The sequence below is a fragment of the Parashewanella sp. 2304DJ23-3 genome, from assembly GCF_056591695.1.
On the sequence record NZ_JBWQOH010000010.1, the window covers coordinates 1 to 21,968 of the forward strand.

General features: G+C 38.2%; 22 protein-coding genes. 7 read left to right on the forward strand and 15 right to left on the reverse strand.

Features of this window, described 5'->3' with window-relative positions; translation table 11 throughout:
- Positions 1 to 99: 99 nt before the first annotated feature.
- The 10 genes from AC1EU2_RS15370 to dapA form a co-directional block, all read right to left on the reverse strand.
- On the reverse strand, positions 100 to 381 hold the full coding sequence (locus AC1EU2_RS15370; protein WP_480299165.1) for a hypothetical protein: 282 nt from the start codon (positions 379 to 381) through the stop codon (positions 100 to 102).
- A 632-nt stretch (positions 382 to 1,013) separates the two neighbouring features.
- A complete protein-coding gene (locus AC1EU2_RS15375) occupies positions 1,014 to 1,517 on the reverse strand; it encodes a phosphatase domain-containing protein (protein WP_480299166.1) in 504 nt (167 codons plus the stop codon).
- Between the two features lie 81 nt (positions 1,518 to 1,598).
- Entirely contained in the window at positions 1,599 to 2,441 is an 843-nt protein-coding gene (locus tag AC1EU2_RS15380) for a sulfurtransferase (protein WP_480299167.1), read from the reverse strand.
- Between the two features lie 168 nt (positions 2,442 to 2,609).
- Positions 2,610 to 3,170, reverse strand: a complete 561-nt coding sequence (locus AC1EU2_RS15385) for an acetate uptake transporter (protein ID WP_480299168.1) — start codon at positions 3,168 to 3,170, stop codon at positions 2,610 to 2,612.
- Positions 3,171 to 3,394: 224 nt separating this feature from the next.
- The gene (locus AC1EU2_RS15390) at positions 3,395 to 4,162 is read right to left on the reverse strand and encodes an ABC transporter permease (protein WP_480299169.1); all 768 of its coding nucleotides are present in this window, start codon (positions 4,160 to 4,162) and stop codon (positions 3,395 to 3,397) included.
- Positions 4,162 to 5,097 carry an ABC transporter ATP-binding protein gene (locus tag AC1EU2_RS15395; RefSeq protein WP_480299170.1) on the reverse strand — a complete coding sequence of 312 codons (936 nt, stop codon included), beginning with the start codon at positions 5,095 to 5,097 and terminating at the stop codon, positions 4,162 to 4,164. The genes AC1EU2_RS15390 and AC1EU2_RS15395 overlap by 1 nt, the downstream gene beginning before the upstream one ends.
- A gap of 264 nt (positions 5,098 to 5,361) precedes the next feature.
- Positions 5,362 to 8,451, reverse strand: coding sequence for an efflux RND transporter permease subunit (locus tag AC1EU2_RS15400; protein ID WP_480299171.1), 3,090 nt, complete (start codon positions 8,449 to 8,451; stop codon positions 5,362 to 5,364).
- Complete coding sequence (locus AC1EU2_RS15405; protein ID WP_480299172.1) at positions 8,448 to 9,524, reverse strand: efflux RND transporter periplasmic adaptor subunit; 1,077 nt, start codon at positions 9,522 to 9,524, stop codon at positions 8,448 to 8,450. Before AC1EU2_RS15405 ends, AC1EU2_RS15400 begins: the two co-directional genes overlap by 4 nt.
- A 134-nt stretch (positions 9,525 to 9,658) precedes the next feature.
- A complete protein-coding gene (bamC, locus tag AC1EU2_RS15410; RefSeq protein ID WP_480299173.1) occupies positions 9,659 to 10,750 on the reverse strand; it encodes an outer membrane protein assembly factor BamC in 1,092 nt (363 codons plus the stop codon).
- A gap of 4 nt (positions 10,751 to 10,754) precedes the next feature.
- Entirely contained in the window at positions 10,755 to 11,639 is an 885-nt protein-coding gene (gene dapA / locus AC1EU2_RS15415; RefSeq protein WP_480299174.1) for a 4-hydroxy-tetrahydrodipicolinate synthase, read from the reverse strand.
- A gap of 135 nt (positions 11,640 to 11,774) precedes the next feature.
- Here dapA and AC1EU2_RS15420 point away from each other — a divergent pair, with 135 nt between their 5' ends.
- From AC1EU2_RS15420 to AC1EU2_RS15430, 3 genes are all read left to right on the forward strand, one after another.
- A complete protein-coding gene (locus tag AC1EU2_RS15420) occupies positions 11,775 to 12,308 on the forward strand; it encodes a glycine cleavage system transcriptional repressor (RefSeq protein ID WP_480299175.1) in 534 nt (177 codons plus the stop codon).
- Between the two features lie 15 nt (positions 12,309 to 12,323).
- Positions 12,324 to 12,788 (forward strand): thioredoxin-dependent thiol peroxidase, encoded by a 465-nt coding sequence (gene bcp, locus AC1EU2_RS15425; protein ID WP_480299176.1) that lies wholly within the window; start codon positions 12,324 to 12,326, stop codon positions 12,786 to 12,788.
- A gap of 132 nt (positions 12,789 to 12,920) precedes the next feature.
- Positions 12,921 to 13,697, forward strand: coding sequence for a hypothetical protein (locus AC1EU2_RS15430; RefSeq protein WP_480299177.1), 777 nt, complete (start codon positions 12,921 to 12,923; stop codon positions 13,695 to 13,697).
- A gap of 12 nt (positions 13,698 to 13,709) precedes the next feature.
- On the opposite strand, the gene AC1EU2_RS15435 is transcribed toward AC1EU2_RS15430, so the two are convergent.
- Positions 13,710 to 14,762 (reverse strand): AI-2E family transporter, encoded by a 1,053-nt coding sequence (locus AC1EU2_RS15435; protein ID WP_480299178.1) that lies wholly within the window; start codon positions 14,760 to 14,762, stop codon positions 13,710 to 13,712.
- Position 14,763: 1 nt separating this feature from the next.
- On the reverse strand, positions 14,764 to 14,997 hold the full coding sequence (locus tag AC1EU2_RS15440) for a sulfurtransferase TusA family protein (protein ID WP_480299179.1): 234 nt from the start codon (positions 14,995 to 14,997) through the stop codon (positions 14,764 to 14,766).
- Between the two features lie 138 nt (positions 14,998 to 15,135).
- Between AC1EU2_RS15440 and bepA the strand changes: the two genes are divergently transcribed.
- From bepA to AC1EU2_RS15455, 3 genes are all read left to right on the forward strand, one after another.
- Positions 15,136 to 16,566: a beta-barrel assembly-enhancing protease gene (gene bepA / locus AC1EU2_RS15445; protein WP_480299285.1), complete on the forward strand. Its 1,431-nt coding sequence runs from the start codon at positions 15,136 to 15,138 to the stop codon at positions 16,564 to 16,566.
- Between the two features lie 77 nt (positions 16,567 to 16,643).
- Positions 16,644 to 16,994: an arsenate reductase (glutaredoxin) gene (arsC, locus tag AC1EU2_RS15450; protein ID WP_480299180.1), complete on the forward strand. Its 351-nt coding sequence runs from the start codon at positions 16,644 to 16,646 to the stop codon at positions 16,992 to 16,994.
- 10 nt (positions 16,995 to 17,004) lie between these two features.
- Positions 17,005 to 17,379: a DUF2069 domain-containing protein gene (locus AC1EU2_RS15455; RefSeq protein ID WP_480299181.1), complete on the forward strand. Its 375-nt coding sequence runs from the start codon at positions 17,005 to 17,007 to the stop codon at positions 17,377 to 17,379.
- Positions 17,380 to 17,462: 83 nt separating this feature from the next.
- Here the strand turns inward: AC1EU2_RS15455 and AC1EU2_RS15460 are convergent, their stop codons facing one another.
- Positions 17,463 to 18,197 carry an SDR family oxidoreductase gene (locus tag AC1EU2_RS15460; RefSeq protein WP_480299182.1) on the reverse strand — a complete coding sequence of 245 codons (735 nt, stop codon included), beginning with the start codon at positions 18,195 to 18,197 and terminating at the stop codon, positions 17,463 to 17,465.
- Positions 18,198 to 18,368: 171 nt separating this feature from the next.
- On the opposite strand from AC1EU2_RS15460, the gene AC1EU2_RS15465 reads away from it, so the two are divergent.
- Positions 18,369 to 19,208: a LysR family transcriptional regulator gene (locus tag AC1EU2_RS15465; RefSeq protein ID WP_480299183.1), complete on the forward strand. Its 840-nt coding sequence runs from the start codon at positions 18,369 to 18,371 to the stop codon at positions 19,206 to 19,208.
- Between the two features lie 61 nt (positions 19,209 to 19,269).
- Here AC1EU2_RS15465 and ihfA read toward each other — a convergent pair whose 3' ends face one another.
- Positions 19,270 to 19,566, reverse strand: coding sequence for an integration host factor subunit alpha (gene ihfA / locus AC1EU2_RS15470; protein WP_129947411.1), 297 nt, complete (start codon positions 19,564 to 19,566; stop codon positions 19,270 to 19,272).
- A 4-nt stretch (positions 19,567 to 19,570) separates the two neighbouring features.
- Positions 19,571 to 21,958, reverse strand: coding sequence for a phenylalanine--tRNA ligase subunit beta (gene pheT / locus AC1EU2_RS15475; RefSeq protein WP_480299184.1), 2,388 nt, complete (start codon positions 21,956 to 21,958; stop codon positions 19,571 to 19,573).
- Positions 21,959 to 21,968: the final 10 nt, after the last annotated feature.

A 21,968-nucleotide genomic window follows, 5' to 3' on the forward strand; every position in this document is an offset into this window, starting at 1 on the left:
TCACTAAGAGGCAAAAAATTGTTGGCTAAAATTTTGGAGCGAAGCGACAAAAGCCAACACTTTTTTGTCCTTCTTGAGTGACTTGTTATGTTGCACTTGCTAAGCCATAGCAAATTTCAAAATTATTAATAACCCAATAGCCAATAACCATGCGGCAGGTACATAAATTAATTTTCTATTTGTTGGAACGAAAATCACAGCAAAAGAACAAATTGATGCAATGATTGCTGCAGAAATAATTATGCCGCTTTTTACTTCAGGAGCGACTGGCAATCCCAAAAAAGGAAGAAAAATCCATAACCAAGTTATATACATACGTTTTAAACGAGCTTTCAATTCTGTATGTGACGCAACTGTATCTGTTTTAATTTGTTCTTCCATGCGATGGTCTCCTTTATTTTGTGCAACATAACAGCTTATTAGAGGGAAAAAGTCCTTCTTTTACTCATCAGACCTTTTTCCTTCAAAGATTTTAATTTCACAACTATAAAACATTTGATACAAATATTTCAATAACTTATCAAAATCAACTGAAAGGACTTACCAGCTAAAAGCAGGATTTTTTCCTTTTTTGTCCTGAAAACAGGAATTTATTTAACACTGTGATTTTATACAGCGGAAATTATTGTTTTTAAATTAAAATATATTCAACTATAAAATCTAATCTATCACGAAGCTTTCAATGACATTTCTGAGTTAAAGATCCAAACCATTTTGGAAAAAAATGAGCTAGAAACACCATATTACAACTCATACAGTATGATGCTTATTATTCACCATAACAGCTTGTGCTAGTTTGGCTTGTATTTGAGTAAATCACACTAAGCTTATCAATTTATATCATAAGCTAAACTAAACGTTTATTTTGAATAATGAATTAGGATGTCCAAAATTAAATTTATTCTATATGTCATGAACGAAAACAGCTTTATGATGTTGTCAGCGGAAGATACTACTAACACAAATAGAAAAATGATTGATTAGTAGTATCCAATATTTTTTCAGTAAATGACTTAATTACTCGAACGTTTAAAACTATCAAAGAATGAACGCTGAGGAGTTTTTACTAAAGCAACTGGTCTCATGTTTTGTACCTCTTGAATAACCTCATCTTTACTGTAACCTATTTCGTACATCAGCATCGCAATCACTAAACCAGTTCGCCCTGCACCGCCACGGCAGTGAACAGCTATTGTTTCTTTAGACTCAAGCATGTCTAATAACTCTGGCAAACATTGAATATATGCCTTCATAAAGTCTTCGTTTGGTGCTTTATCATCCAAAATTGGTAATTGAAACCACCGAACACCGTGAGTTGTACACACTTGTGGAAGTGTTTCGGCACTATTATGTTTCAATTCATCATCATACATTAACGATAACAACGCTTTTGCTCCAGCTTGTTTTAACTGAACAACAGAATCTACTAAAGAAACACCTTTTGTCCCAGGGCAAGGTGTGAAGATAACAGAAGAGCCATTTCTCAGTTTCAAAGTATCAAACGGATGCGATTTCATTATGACCTCATTAATTATATTGTTGTAAACGTGATTCCTAAAGACCACTTACAAATAAGACTCTAGACATTCACGCGTTCGCTAGGCGATCGGCAATGACGGATTACTTCCCCACTCAGCCCACGACCCATCATAAAGAGCTGTATTATCACAACCAGCAATCCTTGCAGCTAACATGATAATGCAAGCAGTGATACCGGAACCACAAGTGAAGACGAGTTTTTGGCTCTTATTTACGGATAAATTAGCAAATAACTGGACCAATTCATCTACAGGCTTGTAGCAATCATTATTTAACACTAAAGCAAAGGGAAGATTGAGTGAATTTGGGATATGTCCTGCTCTAAGCCCCTTTCTAGGCTCTGGGGCTGAGCCTAAATACCGTTCACTTGAACGAGCATCAATAATAGAAACCGAATCCATATTGATGGATTTTAATACATAATTAGAATCACACACATTCTCTTGAATATACACAGGTTTAAAACCATTGAGCCTCTGACCTGATCCAACTATTTGTGCTTCTTGAACCACTATTTTACCTTCACGTATCCATTTAGGTAGGCCACCGTCCAGCACAAACACCTTTTCAACTCCCATCGTTTTAAATATCCACCAAGCTCTTGGCGATGAATAAATGCCTTGATTGTCATAAACAACAACGGTACTTTCAGATGTAATGCCTAATTGTGATGTTTCTGCCTCGAACTGACTAACTGTTGGGAAGGTATTGGCGAAGTTTGATCTCACATCACAAAGGGAAGATTCAAGGCTGAGCTTTATGCTGTTGGGAATGTAGCTAGGATTTTGATATTCAAGTGGAACACGACCAACAACTTTATTCATGCTGACGTCTAAAATCACTAAATGAGGGTCATTCAAATGTTCTTCAAGCCAATCTGTTGTTACAAGTATGCTATTCATATTTGTCTCACTTGATAGTCGACATATTTAGATAAGTCATACATTAAGCGCATTTCAAACACAGATAAACGATTTTCTGATCAGAATGAACAGTTTAGGTTCTATAGGATTACAGGAGATACTTGATATTCCAGCGCCCAATAATGAGCACTGGAATGAAATCTAATGCTATTTGTTTTCACCTACAGGAAGCACTGCACGTCCATATTCATTATTAATTACTTGTGCCATTGCAAAGTATATTGCGCTTAAGCCACAAATAATCCCTTCATAACCCGCTATTGTTCCCAATAATTGGCTGCCAGTGAAATCTCTAGCTGCGAGTAAGAAGAACAAAACAGTAAGTGAACCAAATACAAATTGCTTCGCTTTAGGGTATTTTAATGAACCAATAAACATAAACCCTGTAAACATTCCCCAAAGGACTAGATACCAACCCATAAACGCAGGAGAGCTCGCCTGAACACCTGCATTTGGCATCAAGATTAAACCCACTAAGGTTAACCAAAATAATCCATATGAAGTGAATGCCGTAGTACCAAAAGTATCACCACGCATGAAGCACATAATGCCAACAATAATTTGAGCTATACCACCATAAAATATACCCATTGATAAGATCATCGAGTCAATAGGAAAAAAACCGGCATTATGAATATTAAGTAATACCGTAGTCATACCAAATCCCATTAGACCGAGTGGAGCTGGGTTAGCTAATTTAGTGCTCATTTATGTACCTTTTTGATTGGAAGGAATCCTGAAGTGAGCAGACATCGATAAGTTGAAATGCCACCAGCAGAATGCAGGCGGCGAATTCTATTTAAAGGAGTTAACCAGAACAAATTAAATTTCGAAAAGTGCTACCGAGCTCTTACTCTGATCAAATTGAGTGGCCGATCAAGCAGGATTGTGTTTAGAGGTTACGCAATCCTGCCGCAGAGTGTATATCAGAACTACCCTTTATTTTTACGGTAATACGCCTTAATCGCAAGAAATGAAAACAACAGTGAGTACATCACCAAAACAGTAATATGCTTTATCACTGAACCACCGACATCCATATCTGTTACTTTCAACGCTAGCTGAGCTAAATGATAAGGAGGGAGTGCATTTGCAAACTGCTGTAGGAATCCCGGCATCATATTAATTGGGATCCACAAACCTGATAAGAAACTCATTGGTAAGTAGATTAGATTTATAATCGCTGCGGCACTGTTCGACTTCAACATTAAACCGAGCGTCAGGCCAATAGCGCAAAATGGCAAAGAACCTAGAATGAATATTCCGCTCAAACTCAACCATTGAGTTGCTGCTAAGTCAACGTTTCCAGCCATTGAACCAATGACAAATAGAATCGAAACAATGATAGCTGCGAATATTGCGCTCAATATAACTCTAGAAATAACATACGCTGAGGCTGGCATTGGCGAAACTTCTTTTAAGTTAAACCACCCTTGCCCTCTTTCAACTGCAATCCCAACTCCGAATGAAAACAAAGCTGGGCCTACGATGCCAAATACACAATAAGTTATCATTAAATATGTTGGTGCACTTGTCGGGTTTTTAGCAAAAATCACCCCAAAAAATACATAGAACATCACGGGAAATAAGATTGTGGGTAAACTAAAAGCTGGAGTACGAACCAATCGCTTGAACTCAGAAATGGATTCCAATAAAAATATATTAACTAAATTCACTTTAGCCGGGGTTACAATATTCATTACGCTACCTCCAAAATTGAATCTTTTTGAACAGAGTTTAAGTTGAGTGCTGAGAATGCTTGCTCTAAATCTGCTCCAGCAATGGTTAAGTTTTGAATCTGAAGCTCTCTTTTGAAGAGATTTTTCAGTAGTTTTTCAACATGGCGAGACGTAATTGAATAGCAGTATTGGTTTAATTCATTATCTAGATAATGATCAACAGTAATAGCATCTGAAAAATGCTCAATGAGAACTGACGAATGAAATTTAATGGTTTTAACGTTAGTGTAAGACTTAATTTCTGCCGGTGTTCCTTCTTTGGTTATTCGGCCATTATTCAAAATGATGATTCTATCTGACAGCCTATCTGCTTCTTCTAGATAGTGTGTTGTTAATAGAATTGAAGTTCCCGTGATTTTTAATTCTTCGATCGCTTTCCATAACGCTTTTCTCGAATCAATATCCATTCCTACCGTCGGTTCATCTAAAAATAAAACCTTTGGATTGCCACAAATGGCCAAAGCGAATAATAAACGTTGTTTTTGTCCGCCTGATAGATTCTTACTGTATTCGTGCTCTTTATTTTTAAGCCCTGAATACTCGATCACTTTCTGGTAACTCATAGGGTTGGGATAGTAACTTTGAAAAAGCTTAATATGCTCTGAAACCGTAGACATGTCAGGTAGGCCAGAAATTTGAAGCATAACACCTGACAAGCGTCTGAGCTCCATAGAGCCAGGTTGATGCCCCATGATTTGTATTTTACCAGTTTTGGTACTGACTTGGCCTAACATGCTTTTAATTAGCGTTGTTTTACCTGCTCCATTTGGCCCTAAGATTGAGAGTGTTTCTCCCTGTTTTATTTCTAAGTTAATTCCATCCAGTACCAGAGTATCTTTATAAGCAAAAGATAATTCACTCACTTCACCTATGGATAGCTTTTGTTTATTACTCATGACATTTCCTTGCAGTGCGAGTCGATGAGTTAATTATTACTATTCGTACGCTTAACGATATAGCCAGCTGTCATTAATTCGATATGACAAATGTCACTAACCAACCAAAAAAAAAGATTGCCATGAAAAATATTCAAACCATAAGCATCTAATTAAAAAGAATTACTTAGCCAACTACTAACTTATTGGTGGCGTTAAACTGAAATGAATTGAAAGGATGTAGACAGATAAGTTAAGAGCCTCTATTGAGGCTCTTAACTAAGTTTAACGCAATTGCTTTTCAAGTTCGTTGGTTACCGAACCTGGTGTTCCACTTTTACGTGCAAACAATGAATAGGCAGCGGGTACAACCAGCAATGTAAAGATCGTTGCCAAGATAATTCCGAATAACACAACGATACCAATTACAAAACGGGTCTCTGCACCAGCACCAGAAGCTAAAACTAAAGGTACAGCACCTGCGGCAGATGTAATGCCGGTCATTAAAATGGGTCTTAGACGCTGACAAGAAGATTGAATTAATGCTTTTTCGAACTCAACCCCCCTGTCCCTGAGCTGGTTCGCAAACTCAACAATCAAAATACCATTTTTAGCCGCTAATCCGACCAACATAATAATGCCAACTTGACTGTAAATATTTAAACTCTGCCCTGTTACATATAAACCAATTAATGCACCTAAGGTCGCAAGAGGTACAGTAAGCATAATAATCGCAGGATGAATATAACTCTCAAATTGTGCAGCTAAGACTAAGAAGACCACACCCAGTGCCAAAACGAACACAAAGTAAATTGAGTCACCAGACTCTTGATAATCTTGCGACTGCCCCTTATAGCTAACTGTGGCTTCTGCTGGAAGGTAATCTTTTACGATTCCGTTTAAGTATGACAAAGCTTCACCCAATGAATAACCATCTGCTAAGTTTGCTTCGATCGTAATTGCACGCATTCGATTGTATCGATTAAGCGAACTGGCGTCCGCAAACTCTTGAATAGAAACAAGGTTAGACAACGGGATCAGCTTACCACTCGTATCTGAACGAACATAAATATTATTCATATCCTCAGCGGTATTTTGCTGTTTTCGATCACCTTCAAGTAACACATCATATTCACGACCGTCACGCATATACGTCGTTACAACACGTGAACCAAGGAGTGTTTCAAGGGTTTTACCAATCTGTGAGACCGAGACACCGAGCTCTGCCGCACGAGGTTTATCAATCACTACTCGAATTTGTGGTTTCGTTTCTTTATAGTCATCATCTAAGCCCACAAGTTTAGGGTTTTTCTTAGCTTTTTCGATGATAATATCACGCCAGTGTGCTAATTCTGCGTAAGTTGGGCCTCCCAATACAAACTGTACCGGTTTACCTACACCTCGACCAAAAGCTTGGCGCATAACTGGAAATGCCCTAACACCAGCAAGATCAGAAAGCCTATTTCGTATATCAGCAATAATGGCATTAGCTGGCCGACGTTTCGACCAATCTTCCAATACAATGATTGCCATACCATTAGAGAAATCTGATACTCGACCAAACCCTCTAGGTGCACGGATTAATAGGCGCTTAATGTCCCCTTGGTGAACTAATGGCATCAATCGATGTTCAATTTCAGTCATATATTTTTCAATATATTCGAAACTTGCACCTTGAGGTCCATTTACAATTAAGAATAATGAGCCTCGATCCTCTCTAGGCGCAAACTCTTGTGGGACTTTCTTTACCAATAAGTATGAACAACCAAACGCAATCACTACAATCATCGAGATCAATGCAGGATGTTTGATAGAAAAGTGCAACAAGCCTTTATACTTGTTAATCAACCAATTCATGACTGATTCAACTTTTTTAGCTAACCATGTATCTTCCTTTGATGGTTTAAGCAATTTTGAACACATCATCGGACTGAGAGTAAGCGCAACAATACTCGAGAAGAAAATTGCTGAGCTCATAGTAACGGCGAACTCTTTAAACAATTGCCCTAAATCACCATCCAAAAATGTAATTGGCATAAATACAGAAATCAATACTGCAGTAGTAGCAATGACGGCAAACGAAACTTCTCTTGCGCCTAAATAAGCAGCTTTAAGTGGCGTCTCACCTTCTTCTATTCTTCTGTGTATATTCTCTAACATTACAATGGCATCATCGACGACCATGCCAATGGCTAGAATCAATGCCAGTAAGGTTAACAAGTTAATCGTATAGCCTAAGTAATACAGTACGATAAAGGTACCCATTAAAGAGACTGGAACCGTAATCGCCGGAATTAACATTGCTCGAGCATTACCAAGGAATAGATAAATAACGATCACAACGAGAATTAACGCAATAATTAGCGTGCTATAAACTTCCTGAACAGATGCTTCAATAAACACTGAACTATCATAGGATCGCTTAATCTTCATACCATCAGGCAGTGTCGGATTTATTTGATCAACCAGTTTATTTACACCACGAGCGACGTCTAGCGTGTTTGCCGTTGATTGTTTAGCAACACCTAACCCAATCATGGATTCGCCATTACCACGGAACATGATTCGATTTTCTTCTGCAGCCACTTCAACTTTAGCAACATCACCCAGTTTGATTAAGTAACCATCGTCACCTTTTTTTAGTACAAGGTTCTTAAAATCATTAGGGTTTAAATAGCTACGCTGCAGCCTAACGGTGAAATGACGCTCTTTAGATTCAATTGAACCTGCAGGTAATTCTACGTTTTCACTGCGCAGTTTGTTTTCAATATCATTGACCGTTAAACCACGAGCAGCAAGCGCTTGGCGATCAATCCAAACTCGCATAGCATAGTTTTTACCACCACCAATGAAGATATTCGCCACACCATCCACAACAGAGATACGGTCGACTAAATAACGTCTGGCATAGTCAGTAAGTTGCAATGTATTCATGTTAGTTGAGACTAAGTTCAACCACATGATGGCATCGTCATCACTGTCAGCTTTTTGAATTTCAGGCGGTTCAGCTTCTGTAGGCAGATTTTTTAGAATGCCTGATACCCTGTCCCGAATATCATTAGCAGCGGAGTCAATATCCGTTTTGGTTGTAAATTCGATTGTGATGTCAGAGCGTCCATCTCTGCTTCGAGAAGAAATAAATTTTATTCCCTGAACACCACTAATCCGATTCTCAATAACCTGAGTGATTCGGCTTTCAACAACGGCGGCACTCGCACCACGATAACTGGTTTTAACTGAAACAATAGGTGGATCAATATTTGGATATTCACGTAAAGGTAATTTATCGAATGCTACAAAACCAAAAACAATTAGCAGCAAACTGATAACGGATGCAAAAACAGGACGTTTTACCGATAAGTCAGTCAAAATCATGCGACAGAACCTTGCTTGATTGATTCATAAGTAAAGTTATCATCGTTTTGTGGCTTAACTTTATCTCCAGGTCTCACTTTCAAGAAGCCACGAGTAATGACTTTATCACCTTCTTTAAGTCCGTTAACGATTTCAACAATACCAAGCTTACGAAGTCCGAGTTCAACTTGCTGCTGCACGACTTCATTCTTGTCGTTTACGATATAAACATATTGTCTGTCTTGTCGAGGGATAATTGCTGACTCTGGAACGATCAATGCTCTGCGTGTTTCTTTGATCAAATCAATTGTCATCAGCATACCTGGTAACAATTTTGACTCGGAATTATCAAGCTGAGCCCTCACCACAACAGCTCTTGTAGTTGGGTCAATTCTAGTATCAATTGATTTTACTTTCCCCTTGAAGACTTCTCCTGGGTAAGCAACTGCTGAAGCTTCAACAACTTTACCCGGTTTCAAAACTTGTAGATAGCGTTCAGGAACCGTGAAATCCAATTTTAACGTGGAAATGTTATCTAAAGTAGTCATTTCAGTTCCAGGGGTGACGAGAGAACCAACACTGATTTTTCTTAACCCCAGAACGCCACTAAATGGCGCTCTAATTTGTCTATCTTTTAAATCGGCTACTGCGCTGTCACGATTTGCTTTTGCTGTATCAATGGCAGTTTGGAGCCTATCTTGCTCTAGTTCAGCGACAGACTGTTCTTCAACAAGTGTTTTGATACGATTGAGCTCTCTTTCATTATTTTTTAGGTTAACTTGAGCAATTCGTAGTTGAGCACGCTGTTCAGCATCTCTAAGCTGAACGAGTAACTGACCATTTTTTACTTTTTGACCATCGTCGAACTCAATTTTTGTGACAACTTCAGTTACCTTAGATGTCACGATGATAGATTCACTGGCTTCTAAATTACCAAGCGCTTCAATTTCATCATTTAACTTTGAATAGGTGGCAGGCTTAACTACAACAACTGGAAGAGGACTGGTTTTTTGATTATTATTTTTGGCTTGAATATTCTGGCTGAAACTCAGCGCCAGACTAAAGCATAAAACTGAAAATATAATTGTTTTCATAACAGCTCGATGAATGCATAAAAGTACTGGGCAGTTTAATTAATATTTATGCAGCATCAAGCTATTTTACTTTTACTTACAAATTCAAATAGCTGCAGGTTAAAAAGGCGCCACATAGACGCCTTTTAATGCTTCTAACTGCGCTTTTCTTGCATCAATTTAACAAATATTTCACTTAAACCGTCCATTGACTCAGTAGGGAGCGGCTTCTCGTCAGGTGTCAAAATTCGAATATCTGTAGTATTTGGCAGACTTCCATCTTTTGCAATAACTCGATAAGAACCGTTTTCTAGTTTTAGTTCTTTACTGTCACCCCATAAAGAGCTCCAAAAACCAGTTTCCTGTTTGAAGTCTACATAGTACAAACCTTTATTTGTATCGACATCAACAATTTCAAAACCAGCTTCAGGCAGTACAATTCTCAATCTATCCCACACTTTTTGGAATTCAGCTTTCGCTACCCAATGCTGTGAGTCAGTAGGTGTAGAAATAAACTTAGTCGATATTCCGGCACTTCTAGCAATACGTTTAGCTTTAATCGACTTATCACGAGAGTGACTTAGATACCCAATTGCACTGTTAAGCATGTCAACGGCATATCGATGTTCATCATCACCAGTTAACATAATATTTTGCTCGGTACCGTTATAGTCTTCATGATGATCGATCAGTTTTATCGTGATATCACCAGTACGTCCATGAGGCTTAATGTTGATATCAAACTCATAGCGTTGGCGAAGTGTATAAACTTTATCACTGCCCCACATACTTGAATCAATGACTTCTTTGCTTTCAATCCAGTCAGTTTGAATAGAAAGAGGATCTGTAGTTTCTTTTAAGATCTTAATATCACGATGTTTTAAAAATGCTTTTATAGAAGACGTAATTTCTTGCTTTAAATTCGTCGCACTATCAATCGATTCGATCACGATTTTTATGCCATTACCGGCATCTTCAACGTGAGTACCTTCCGCTGTAGGCAACACTTGTAAAGGAGGACGTATGTCTAATGCATCACCTAATAATGGGTTAGCGTTCTTTTCAACATTAGGAATTTGGTATTCTTTGTTGTACTTAGGTTCGTGTAATCCTTCAGGAATTACAAGTTTAGATTCTGATTTTGCGTTGATGTAATCATCGCTACCATTGGCTTGTCTTCTTTCAATTGGTGTAGAACAAGCTGAAACAGCTAAAATTAAAACCAACGGCGAAACTTGTTTTAGCATTAATTTATTTAACCTCTAGTTGGGCTTTTTCCATTGCTTCTTTAACCAGACCATAGTTTGCACTAGAAAGTTCAGTTAAAGGTAAACGAATTGTATTATTTTTTATGAGACCAAGCTCGAAAGCAGCCCATTTTACAGGAATCGGATTAGCTTCTACGAATAAGGAACTATGTAGCAAAGAGAGCTTGTTATCAAATTCATAAGCATTCTCTTTATCCCCGTTAAGTGCTGAATCACACATTTTCTTATAGAGATGTGGAGCAATATTATTCACTACAGAGATAGCGCCATCACCGCCAGATAATAAAAACTCACACGCTGTCGCATCATCACCACTTAGCAGCCCAAAAGAGTCATCACATAAATTTTTGAGTTTATGTAAACGCGTCAGATCACCCGTTGCTTCTTTAACAGCTACAATATTATTTAAGGTTGATAACTCTGCAATTGTTTCAGGCTGCATATCGACACCAGTTCTGCCTGGTACGTTATAAAGGATCTGCGGGATATCAGTATGACTAGCAACCGCTTTATAATGAGCGATCAAACCTTTTGGTGATGGTTTATTATAATAGGGCGTAACCCCCAACATTCCATCAACACCTGTGCCATTTAATGCTTCTGTTAACTCGATTGCATGAGCTGTAGCATTCGCTCCGTTTCCTGCAATTACAGGGATCCTGCCATTTGAAAACCTGACGACTTGTTCAACGATTTTAACATGCTCGGCGAGTGTCACAGTTGCAGATTCACCTGTAGTGCCAACAGCAACAATTCCGTCTGTACCATTTTTGATATGAAAATCGACCAGTTTTTCTAGCCCTTCATTATCAATACTACCATCCAAGTTCATTGGAGTGATTAAGGCAACATAGCTACCTTTAAACATCTGAAATCCCCATTTATAAGAATCAAGGTATGTTACTGTTCGATATCAATAATGACAAGTACAAACAACTGGATAAATTATGATAGGATTACTTTCTTATTATTTATACAGCTTATCTATTAAAGAGGTAAATGCATGACCCATCAACTTGTCGTTACTGCGATGGGGGTTGATCGCCCAGGAATCGTGAGCAAATTAGCTCGCCAAGCCAGTGATTGTGATTGTGATATTGTTGATAGCAGAATGGCTATTTTTGGGAATGAATTTACATTAATTATGCTTCTAGAGGGCTCATGGTCAGCCATTACAAAGATTGAAAGTACCATACCTAGCTTAAGTCTTGAACTTGAATTAATGACAGTTGTAAAAAGAACATCGAAGCACACAACAACAAGTTATTCGTCTCGTTTTCAAATTAGTTTCTGCGGACAAGATAAACGCGGAACAATGAAAGCAATCACTGAGTTTCTTGCTGATAAATCGATGGATCTTGCCACATTTGGTTCTCATGCAGAAGAAGATATCAATGGCAAACCTTATCAACAAATTGACCTTGCTGTTAATGTGCCGGAAGAATTAGATTTAAATGCAATTGAAACTGAAGTTGAAGCATTTGCTATGAGTTTAGATCTTAGCTGCTCTATCAAACGTATGAGTGATTCCAACTAATAAAAAGGAACAATAATGGAAACATTAGTTAAAGGTGATATTGCACCAAACTTCACCCTAAACGATCAGTTTGGGAATTCGCATAATCTAAAAGATGCACTTAAATCTGGGCCTGTACTTGTTTATTTTTATCCAAAAGCAAGCACCCCCGGTTGTACTGTACAAGCATGCGGGTTGCGTGATTCAAAAACCGATCTTGCACAAAATAATGTGACCGTTTTCGGAATAAGCCCAGATCCAGTAGCAAAGCTATTACGATTTTCAGATAAACAAGAACTTAACTTTAGCCTTTTAAGTGATGAAGACCATGCCATTGCAGATGCCTTTGGTGTGTGGGGAGAAAAGAAATTTATGGGTAAGATTTATGATGGAATTCATAGATTAAGCTTTTTGATTTCACAAGATGGCAAAGTTGAACATGTTTTTGATAAGTTTAAAACTAAAAACCATCATGAAGTGGTTTTAGATTTTCTTTCGTAATACCCTTTTCCATTTAAGGCTAAATTTTATTTAGCCTTTGTTCTTATATAAACACTGTTTCATCTCTTCCCCATCTTCTATTTATGCTTTGTATTATAGAATAAAATCATGTTCAATCGATATTAGTCTATTATGGCACAAGCATTAACACCTAGAGCACAAATTGATAGTTATATTGATAGATTAGCTGCATCAAGTATTCCTCCTGGAAACGAGGAAGTTGAAGGAAAAGTTGGATTAGTCGCACAGAGACTAGGCCGTTTTATAAAGGATAATACTGCAAGTGATTATACTCTTGCATTCAAAAACTATTTATATCTGATATACACTTCTTCTGATTATGAAAGTATTCAAGGTGCTACAGCAGCAATTATGATGTTTTTCAAACCAGAAAATCACGACTTAGTAAGCTTCGAAATTGAACAATCAGGAAACTCACTTAGAGCAGATTCCAATGTTTCAACATATAAAGTTAAACTTATGCATGGAGAGGAAAATTTAATTCCAGGTGCTGCTTTAAAAACAAGAACTACCATGAATCAGCATTTTCAGAGGTTATCAAGTAATGTGTATAGTCCAATACAAACAGAAATAACTCAAAATCCTTCTAGAGCGACTCCCCCTGAAGTATTACCTTTAGCAAATTCAAGTTCAGGTTTTGACTCAAATCTAAGTCAATATTTTGATTTGAGCGATACAAATGTCACTATAGCCTTTGGTGACCTTAATCTTAGCTCAGACGAGAGTGTAATTAGCCATGCATTAGGAAGTCTAGCAACTGAACATTGGAATGAGATTTATCAGTTGACACTTTCTAACACCCCTCCAACATCAACGCAGGAGGGATTAGAAATTTGTTTTCGCACAGAAACAGGAAAATATTTAACTATTAGCCCTAGGAGTGAATAATCTACATATGGCTTAAGTAGTTTTAGGCCAAGCATTGATAACGGCTTTGATCAAAGATGCGAGAGGAATTGCAAAAAACACACCCCATACCCCCCAGATGCCACCAAAAATCAATACTGCGGCAATAATAATGACCGGGTGTAAATCCACAGCATCAGAAAATAACAATGGAACTAATACATTCCCATCAATAGCTTGAATAATACCGTAACCTAACAATAAGTAACCAAATTCAGGGCTTATACCCCACTGGAAAAATGCAACTAACACAATTGGTAGAGTTACTAATGTTGCACCTAAAAATGGGATGAGGACACTCACACCAGTCAACACCCCAAGTAGCACAGCGTATTGCAAACCCATGATGGCAAAGAAAATGTAACTTGCAACACCGACTGCTACCAATTCTATGATTTTACCGCGAATATAGTTAAACAGTTGCTGATGCATCTCTGACCAAACCTGCCCTGCTAGTTGACGGTTACTCGGAAAAAATCGTTTACTGCCAGCGATCAAAGATTGTTTATCTTTCAAGAAAAAGAATACAAGCAGTGGGACTAAAATAGCATAAACCATTAACACTAAAATAGACGCTGAAACTCCCAATAGCTGTTTGCCTAAATCAAATAAATGCTGAGTATCAACCATTGATTGAGTTTCTGAAACTAAAGCATTTAATTGATCAATACTTATGTATTCAGGGTATTTTTCGGCAAGTTCTTTCAAAATTACCATGCCTTTATCAATCATCTCTGGCAGCTCAGAGAGTAAAGCACTCCCCTGCTTCCAAACACTCGGAATTACACCTAATACAACCATAAGCATTAAGCCGATAAAGCATAAAACAACGATACTTGTACCAAATGTCCTATTAATGCCAAAGCGCTGCATCTGATTAACTGGCCATTCAAGTAAAAAAGCTAGAACCAATGCAACAATTAACGGAGCTAGAATACCAGCGGCAAAATAGACTAAGAAAAAGATAGAAGCAATAATAAGAATTAAAGTAACAGCTTGAGGATCACTAAACCTGTCTTTGTACCAATTTGATAATAATGTGTACATATTAGAGTTGTTCTCTATTTGATTTTGCAACAATAAGCTCAAGTAATTCAGAGGAATTGCTTACTTCCTGAACAAAGTAACCTTCTTTGATCAAATACTTGGGAACATCGTGCCTAGAATTACGGTCAGATAATAAAACCTGCAATTTTTCGCCTTCCGGTAATGTTTTTAGTGCTAATTTGGTTTTTACTAATGGTAAAGGACAGCGAAAATTGGTTAAATCAATACAAAGCATAGTCAGACTGCTCAATGATTGTTAATACTATTATCCTAAGTTGTAGCAGAAACCACAAGCTAGTATGTAAATATCATTAAAATAAATTATAGGCCTAATTTGAAAACACATGCATTCAAGAAGCTATTCAAGCCTTTATTGACATCCCTATCTGGTGCCTTTTTACTGATGAGTGCTGCGCATAGTTTTGCCAATACTGACCTACCAGATTTAGGAAGTGCAGCAAACAACACATTTAGTATTGATAAAGAACTAAAATACGGCGACGCATACATGAGGGTGATTCGCTCGTCTGCGCCTATGCTTTATGATCCCGTGCTTGAGCAGTACCTGACGGAGTTGGGTAATAAATTAGTTGCCCATGCAACTGATGTAAAAACGCCTTTTACGTTTTTCTTGCTTAGAAATGATGAAATTAATGCTTTTGCATTTTTTGGTGGTCATGTGGGTGTTCATTCAGGGCTCTTCTTAAACGCTGATAATGAAAGCGAGATCGCATCTGTACTCGCTCACGAAATCACACACGTCACCCAAAGACATTTGGCTCGACAAGTCGAAGCATCACAAAAGGCTGGCCCCGCAACTATTGCTGGTGTTTTAGGTGCGATTTTATTGACTGTTGCAGCGCCTCAGGCTGGTATAGCTGCTTTAGCAACAACACAAGCTTTAGCTACTCAAGCAAAAATTAATTACACTCGAAGTTTCGAAAAAGAGGCTGATAGAATTGGTACAAAAGTGATGGTTGATGCTGGTTTTGATCCTGAAGCCGCTTACACTTTCTTCAATAAGTTAGCAGCTAAGTACCGTTTTACAACCAAGCTACCTGAAATGCTGTTAACTCATCCACTCCCAGAGTCACGTATCTCAGAAGCAAGAAACCGTGCCGCACTTTATCCACATCGCTATATACCAGATAATATAAACTTTCAGTTGGCTAAAGCTCGAATTCAAGTTCGCTTTTCAAGCTATAACCCACAACAAGCATTGGGCATGTTTGAAAACCAACTAAAAAAAGAAACGTTTGCTTTTAAGGATGCTGCGCTTTACGGCAAAGCACTTGCCCTCTTTCGTCTTGAGGAGTTTAAGCCTGCAACTAAAATCATTGACCAATTGCTAAAGAAAGATCCTGAAAATTTATTCTATATAGATACGAAAACCGATTTATTACTTGAAGCCGGTGAATACAATAAAGCCGTTACAATGTTGAATGAACAACTTCAGTTGAAACCAACATCACAAGTTATCAATATCAATTTAGCTAATGCTTATATTGAAGAAGGCAAACCACAAAAAGCGATACCACTGTTGCAAGAGTCTATATATTTAGATAAACAAAATGTATTGGCGTATCAATTACTGTTTGATGCTTATCACAAAGAAGGTAAGTCAGCATTAGAACACTATGCAAAGGCGGAGTTACTTGCCCTTTCGGCTAATTATAAGGGAGCAATAGATCAGTTGAACTACGCCCACCAAAAGACAAAAAACAACTCACTCCAGTTGGCTCGAATTGAAGCTAAAATTAGGCAGTTTAAACAAGCCGATAGAGATCTTGATGAGTTGAAGTAAGTAGCAATATTAGATTTAGCTATCTATCTCACAGTTTGATAAAATTTAAAGATATAAAAAATATAGGCTATTGAATAATGACAAAAGCAACCATCTACCATAATCCGAGGTGTTCTAAGAGCCGCCAAACACTTGCGCTCTTAGAAGAAAACAACTGTGAAATCACAATTGTGGAATATTTGAAAGAGGCACCTAGTGCAAGTGACATTAAAAAATTACTTGAGCTGCTAAATTTCGAACCAAGACAGATGATGCGGACGAAAGAAGACGAATATAAGGCGCAGAACTTATCAGATGGAAATAAAACAAGTGAAGAGCTTGTCAATGCCATGGTTGAAACACCAAGGCTCATTGAAAGACCCATTGTACTGGCTAACGGTAAAGCTGTTATTGGTCGCCCACCAGAAAATGTATTAGACATTATTTAATGAGACAAAGATGCAAACTCAGACTTTACTCAAGTTAAACCAGGTTGGTTATTTAGCTTTACTGCTTCTGCTTGGAGGCTACTTTGTTCAATTGGGACTCAATGGCACCTACAGCTGGATTTTCTCTTTACTCTGGATTGTACCGCTGATATTCCCAATAAGAGGCATATTAAAAGGTAAGCCATACACCTTTGCTTGGGCCAGTTTTATTTTATGTATTTATTTATTGCATAGCTTTACTCTGCTTTATGTTGAAGAAAGCATTCGAGCTTTTGCAATTGTTGAATCAACTCTATTGATGGGGCTTTTAATCGGGTTTTCTTACTATGCTCGTTTGAGAGGCAGGGAATTAGGGCTTGGACTGAAGAAAAAAAAGAAAGACTAATTTAGTACAACTCTTATTATATAAAAAGCCCTGACTTAAAAAATCAGGGCTTTTTGAATTCACAGAAGAAAGCATTCCAGTGATTATGGCTCTTGGCGTGTAGCTGCAACTACGATTTCACGAATACAAACACTTTGTGGTTGTTGGAAAGCAAATAATGTAGCTTCAGCAATTGTCTCAGGGTGAATAGCACCGCCCATTGACCCTTTCCAATCTTCATAACCCGCAACGATGTCTTTATTGGTCGTATGACCAAGTAATTCCGTTTCAACAGCACCTGGTGCAATTGTTACCATACGTACGTCAAATGGTGCAACTTCTTCACGGATGTTCTCAGTTAATGCATGTACTGCAAATTTAGTCCCACAGTAAGCAGCATGAGCACCAAACGTTTTACGACCGGCAATAGAACTTATGTTGATGATTGTACCGTTACGACGTTCTTTCATGTCAGCTAAAACTGAGTGAATTCCGTTTAATACGCCCATAACGTTTACATCCATCATTTTTTGCCATTCTGCAGGATCTTGCACATCAGCTTGACCTAGCAACATAACACCTGCGTTATTAACTAAACCACCTACTGGGCCAAACTTAGCTTCGGCTTCTTTAATAGCAGCAGTCATAGCATCACGATCAGTAACATCTACTTTTGCAAGCATTGTGTTTTCTAGGCCAAGTTCTTCCATTTTTTCTATACGACGTGCAAGAAGAAGTAACGGATGACCAGCATTATTAAAAGCTTTTGCAATAGCAGCACCAATACCAGAAGATGCACCTGTAATAACTACTAACTCTTTAGTTTTCGAATCTGTCATTAGATTTGCCTATATTTGTTAATCAATTGAAATATCTTTTAATATCGCTTATTTAAAGCAGTATTAAGGAAAGTGGGCTTAGTATAGGTAGCATAAAAACAATTGAAAAATACTAATTTCAGCTAGATATGATAGGCTGAGCCTATTGATACAGCTACAAACACAGTATATATGGTTGATTTAAGATTATTACGCTTTTTTATCGCAATTTTTGAAGAAAATAACATCACAGCAGCAGCGAACAGATGCCATGTCAGCCAGCCATCGCTTTCTGCTGGGCTTAAACAGCTAGAAGAACAACTCGGCGGGAAACTATTTGAGCGAAGTAAGAAAGGCGTAAAAGCACTAGATAATGCTCAATACCTATACCCTCTTGCTTTAAAATTAGTTGAAGAAGCAAAAGAGCTTCCTGGCTTATTCAAGCAAAAAGCAAACAGAGTTAAGTTTCAATTAGCTGTCATGCCTGACTTAAGTCAACGTAGGCTTTCGAAAGTACTTACCACTTGTAATGAAGCCATTGAGCACTTAGATCTTGAATTGGTTGAACTGTCTTCACAAGCTGATGCCAGATTAATCATTGAAGAGCTAAAACACGAAGATGAGATATTTATTCCACTATGGGAGGAAGACTATGTTCTTTGTGTGCCTTCAAGCCATGCTCTTACAAGCGAAGAACTTGTAACACCTGAAAAACTGCATGGTTACCCGTTTATAGAATGCCCACCTTGTAAAGCCCATCAACAAACCATCGGCTTATTGGCATGCAATCATATATCGTTAAACTTAGTTGCTAAAGCAGCATCAAAATCATTGGTGCAATCATTAGTACTGGGTGGTTTTGGAATTAGTTTTTTGCCAGATGGACTTATTGAAGATGAACCAAGACTAGCGAAAGTAAATTTTGATGGCCCGAGAATGTTCAGAAGGATTGGATTGTGTTATCCCGCTCATCAAAGCATTGCACCAAGTTTAGCTGCGATAATAAGAAGTCTTTCGAATAAATACAGTTAAGCGTTATTTTACGTTTAATAAATAAAAGCCACTCAATTGAGTGGCTTTTATTATTTTTACTTTACTTGCCAGCGTTAGATTTCTCTACGCGGCTTTTAAGTTTTTGTCCTGGTCGAAAAGTTACCACTCGGCGAGCCGAAATTGGTATATCTTCACCAGTTTTTGGATTCCTTCCCGGTCTTTGATTCTTATCCCTAAGGTCAAAATTGCCAAAGCCAGATAGCTTGACTTGCTCACCACTTTCGAGCGCTCCACGAATTTCTTCAAAGAACAACTCAACCATCTCTTTGGCTAGTCGCTTGTTAATACCAAGCTCTTCAAAAAGATGTTCTGCCATTTCGGCTTTGGTAAGTGCCATAACTTTAATCCCTCAACGATGCGTTGAACTCAGTCTTAAGAACTGAAACTATAGAGTCAACTTGCTCCATAATTTCTTTTTCTTCTAATGTACGTGTTTTGTCTTGTAATGTAAGTGCAATAGCTAAGCTTTTCTTGCCTTGCTCAACACCTTTGCCTTGATATACATCGAACAAGTTTATGCCAACTAGCTGATTATCGCCACTTTTTCTTATGGAAGCAATGATATCCCCAGCAGAAATATTTTCATCGACAACGACTGCGATATCACGTCTGTTTGCAGGAAACTTAGAAACAGTTTCTGCTATTGGCAACTTAACATGTAACAAGGCGTCCAATTCTACCTCAAAAACAATGGTTTTGCCGTTTAATCCAAACGGTTTTTCCAAATTAGGGTGAATTGCTCCAATATAACCGATTACTCGATCATTTCTCAAAATTTCAGCACATTGCCCTGGATGAAGAGCAGGATGCTGAGCAGCATTAAAAGTAAATTCTGAAGCTGCTGCTGTCAACCCCATAATTGCTTCTAAATCACCTTTAAGATCGAAGAAATCAACGGTTTTAGCTTCCATCGACCAATGTTCGTCCACATTGGTGCCAGAAATAACGCCACCAATCATCGCATCTTGACGAACACCAGACTCTGCAGCGTCATCAGGGACAAAGCGTAATCCCGTTTCGAATAAACGGACACGACCTTGTTGACGCTTCTGGTTATAAGCAAGCGTAGTCAACAGACCTGTAAACATAGACAAACGCATCACCGACATTTCAGTTGAAATTGGGTGCGGTAACACCATTGTTTTTTGCTCTGGGTGAATTAACTGCTGAAGCTTAGGATCAACAAAACTATATGTTATTGCTTCTTGGAATCCACGAGCGATCAAAGTTTGACGAACTTTACGAACTGACAAGTCGGATTCTTGATGGTCAGACATAACCAAATTTGCTTGTGGAGCAATGTTTGGAATATTGTTATAACCATAAATTCTTGCAACTTCTTCAATCAGATCTTCTTCAATTGCCATATCAAAACGATAGGTACGAGTAACAACTGACCAACCTCCTTCACCTACTTGAACATCAAAACCAAGCTTCGTAAGAATTTCAACAACATCTTCATCACTAATAAAGTGACCTAAACGCCCATCAAGCTTATTGCGACGTAAAGTAATTGTTTTCTCTTGAGGAAGGTTTTCTGCAGCAACAGCTTCTACAACGTCACCTGCTTGACCACCACAAATATCAAGAATTAAGCGTGTTGCTCTATCCATTACTTTGTGTTGAATTTGTGGGTCTACACCACGTTCAAAGCGATGTGATGCATCAGTATGTAAGCCATGCACACGAGCTTTACCACGGATAGCTGAAGGTGCAAAAAAGGCACATTCAAGAACAATATCAGTTGAAGATTCTGTTACGCCTGATTCTTCACCACCAAAGATACCCGCTAATGCAAGAGTTTTGCTCTTATCAGCAATGACTAACGTATCTGCTGGAACTGTAATTTCGTTACCATCCAATAAAGTTAGCTTTTCTTCGCCGTTACCCAAACGAACTTCAATTGCACCATCAATCTTAGCCGCATCAAATGCATGCATTGGCTGACCGTACTCAAGCAATACATAGTTAGTCACATCAACAATAGGGTCAATAGAACGAATACCACTGCGGCGAAGTTTCTCTTGCATCCACAAAGGCGTAGCAGTTTTAACGTCAACACCTTTAACTACACGAGACAGATAACGTGGACATGAAACTGAGTCAGTTAATTTAACATCAACTTTATCAGCAATACTTGATTCAACTTTTTCCCAAGTTGGCTCTGTCGCTTGCATACGATTAAGTACTGCAACCTCACGAGCTAAGCCAACCATACCGAGACAATCCGCACGGTTTGCCGTCAAATCAACGTCAATAATGGCATCATCTAAATCTAAAAATTCACGAATGTCTGTGCCAACGGTTGCATCAAGAGGTAGTTCAATGATGCCATCGCTTTCAATATCGATGCCTAACTCTGAATAAGAACAAAGCATACCGTGAGAAGGAACACCACGTAGCTTGGCTTTCTTAATTTTGAAGTCACCTGGTAATTTTGCACCAACGACTGCAACGGCAACTTTAAGCCCTAAATGACAATTTGGTGCGCCACAAACGATATCAAGCAGCTCTTCACCACCGACATTGATTTTTGTAACACGCAACTTATCTGCATCAGGATGCTGTCCACATTCGACAACTTCACCAACCACTACACCAGAAAAATCAGCAGCAACTGGCTCAACACCATCAACTTCTAACCCTGCCATGGTGATCTGTTCTGAAAGCGCTTCACGAGAAATTTCAGGGTTTACCCACTCACGAAGCCAAGATTCACTAAATTTCATTGTTAATTTG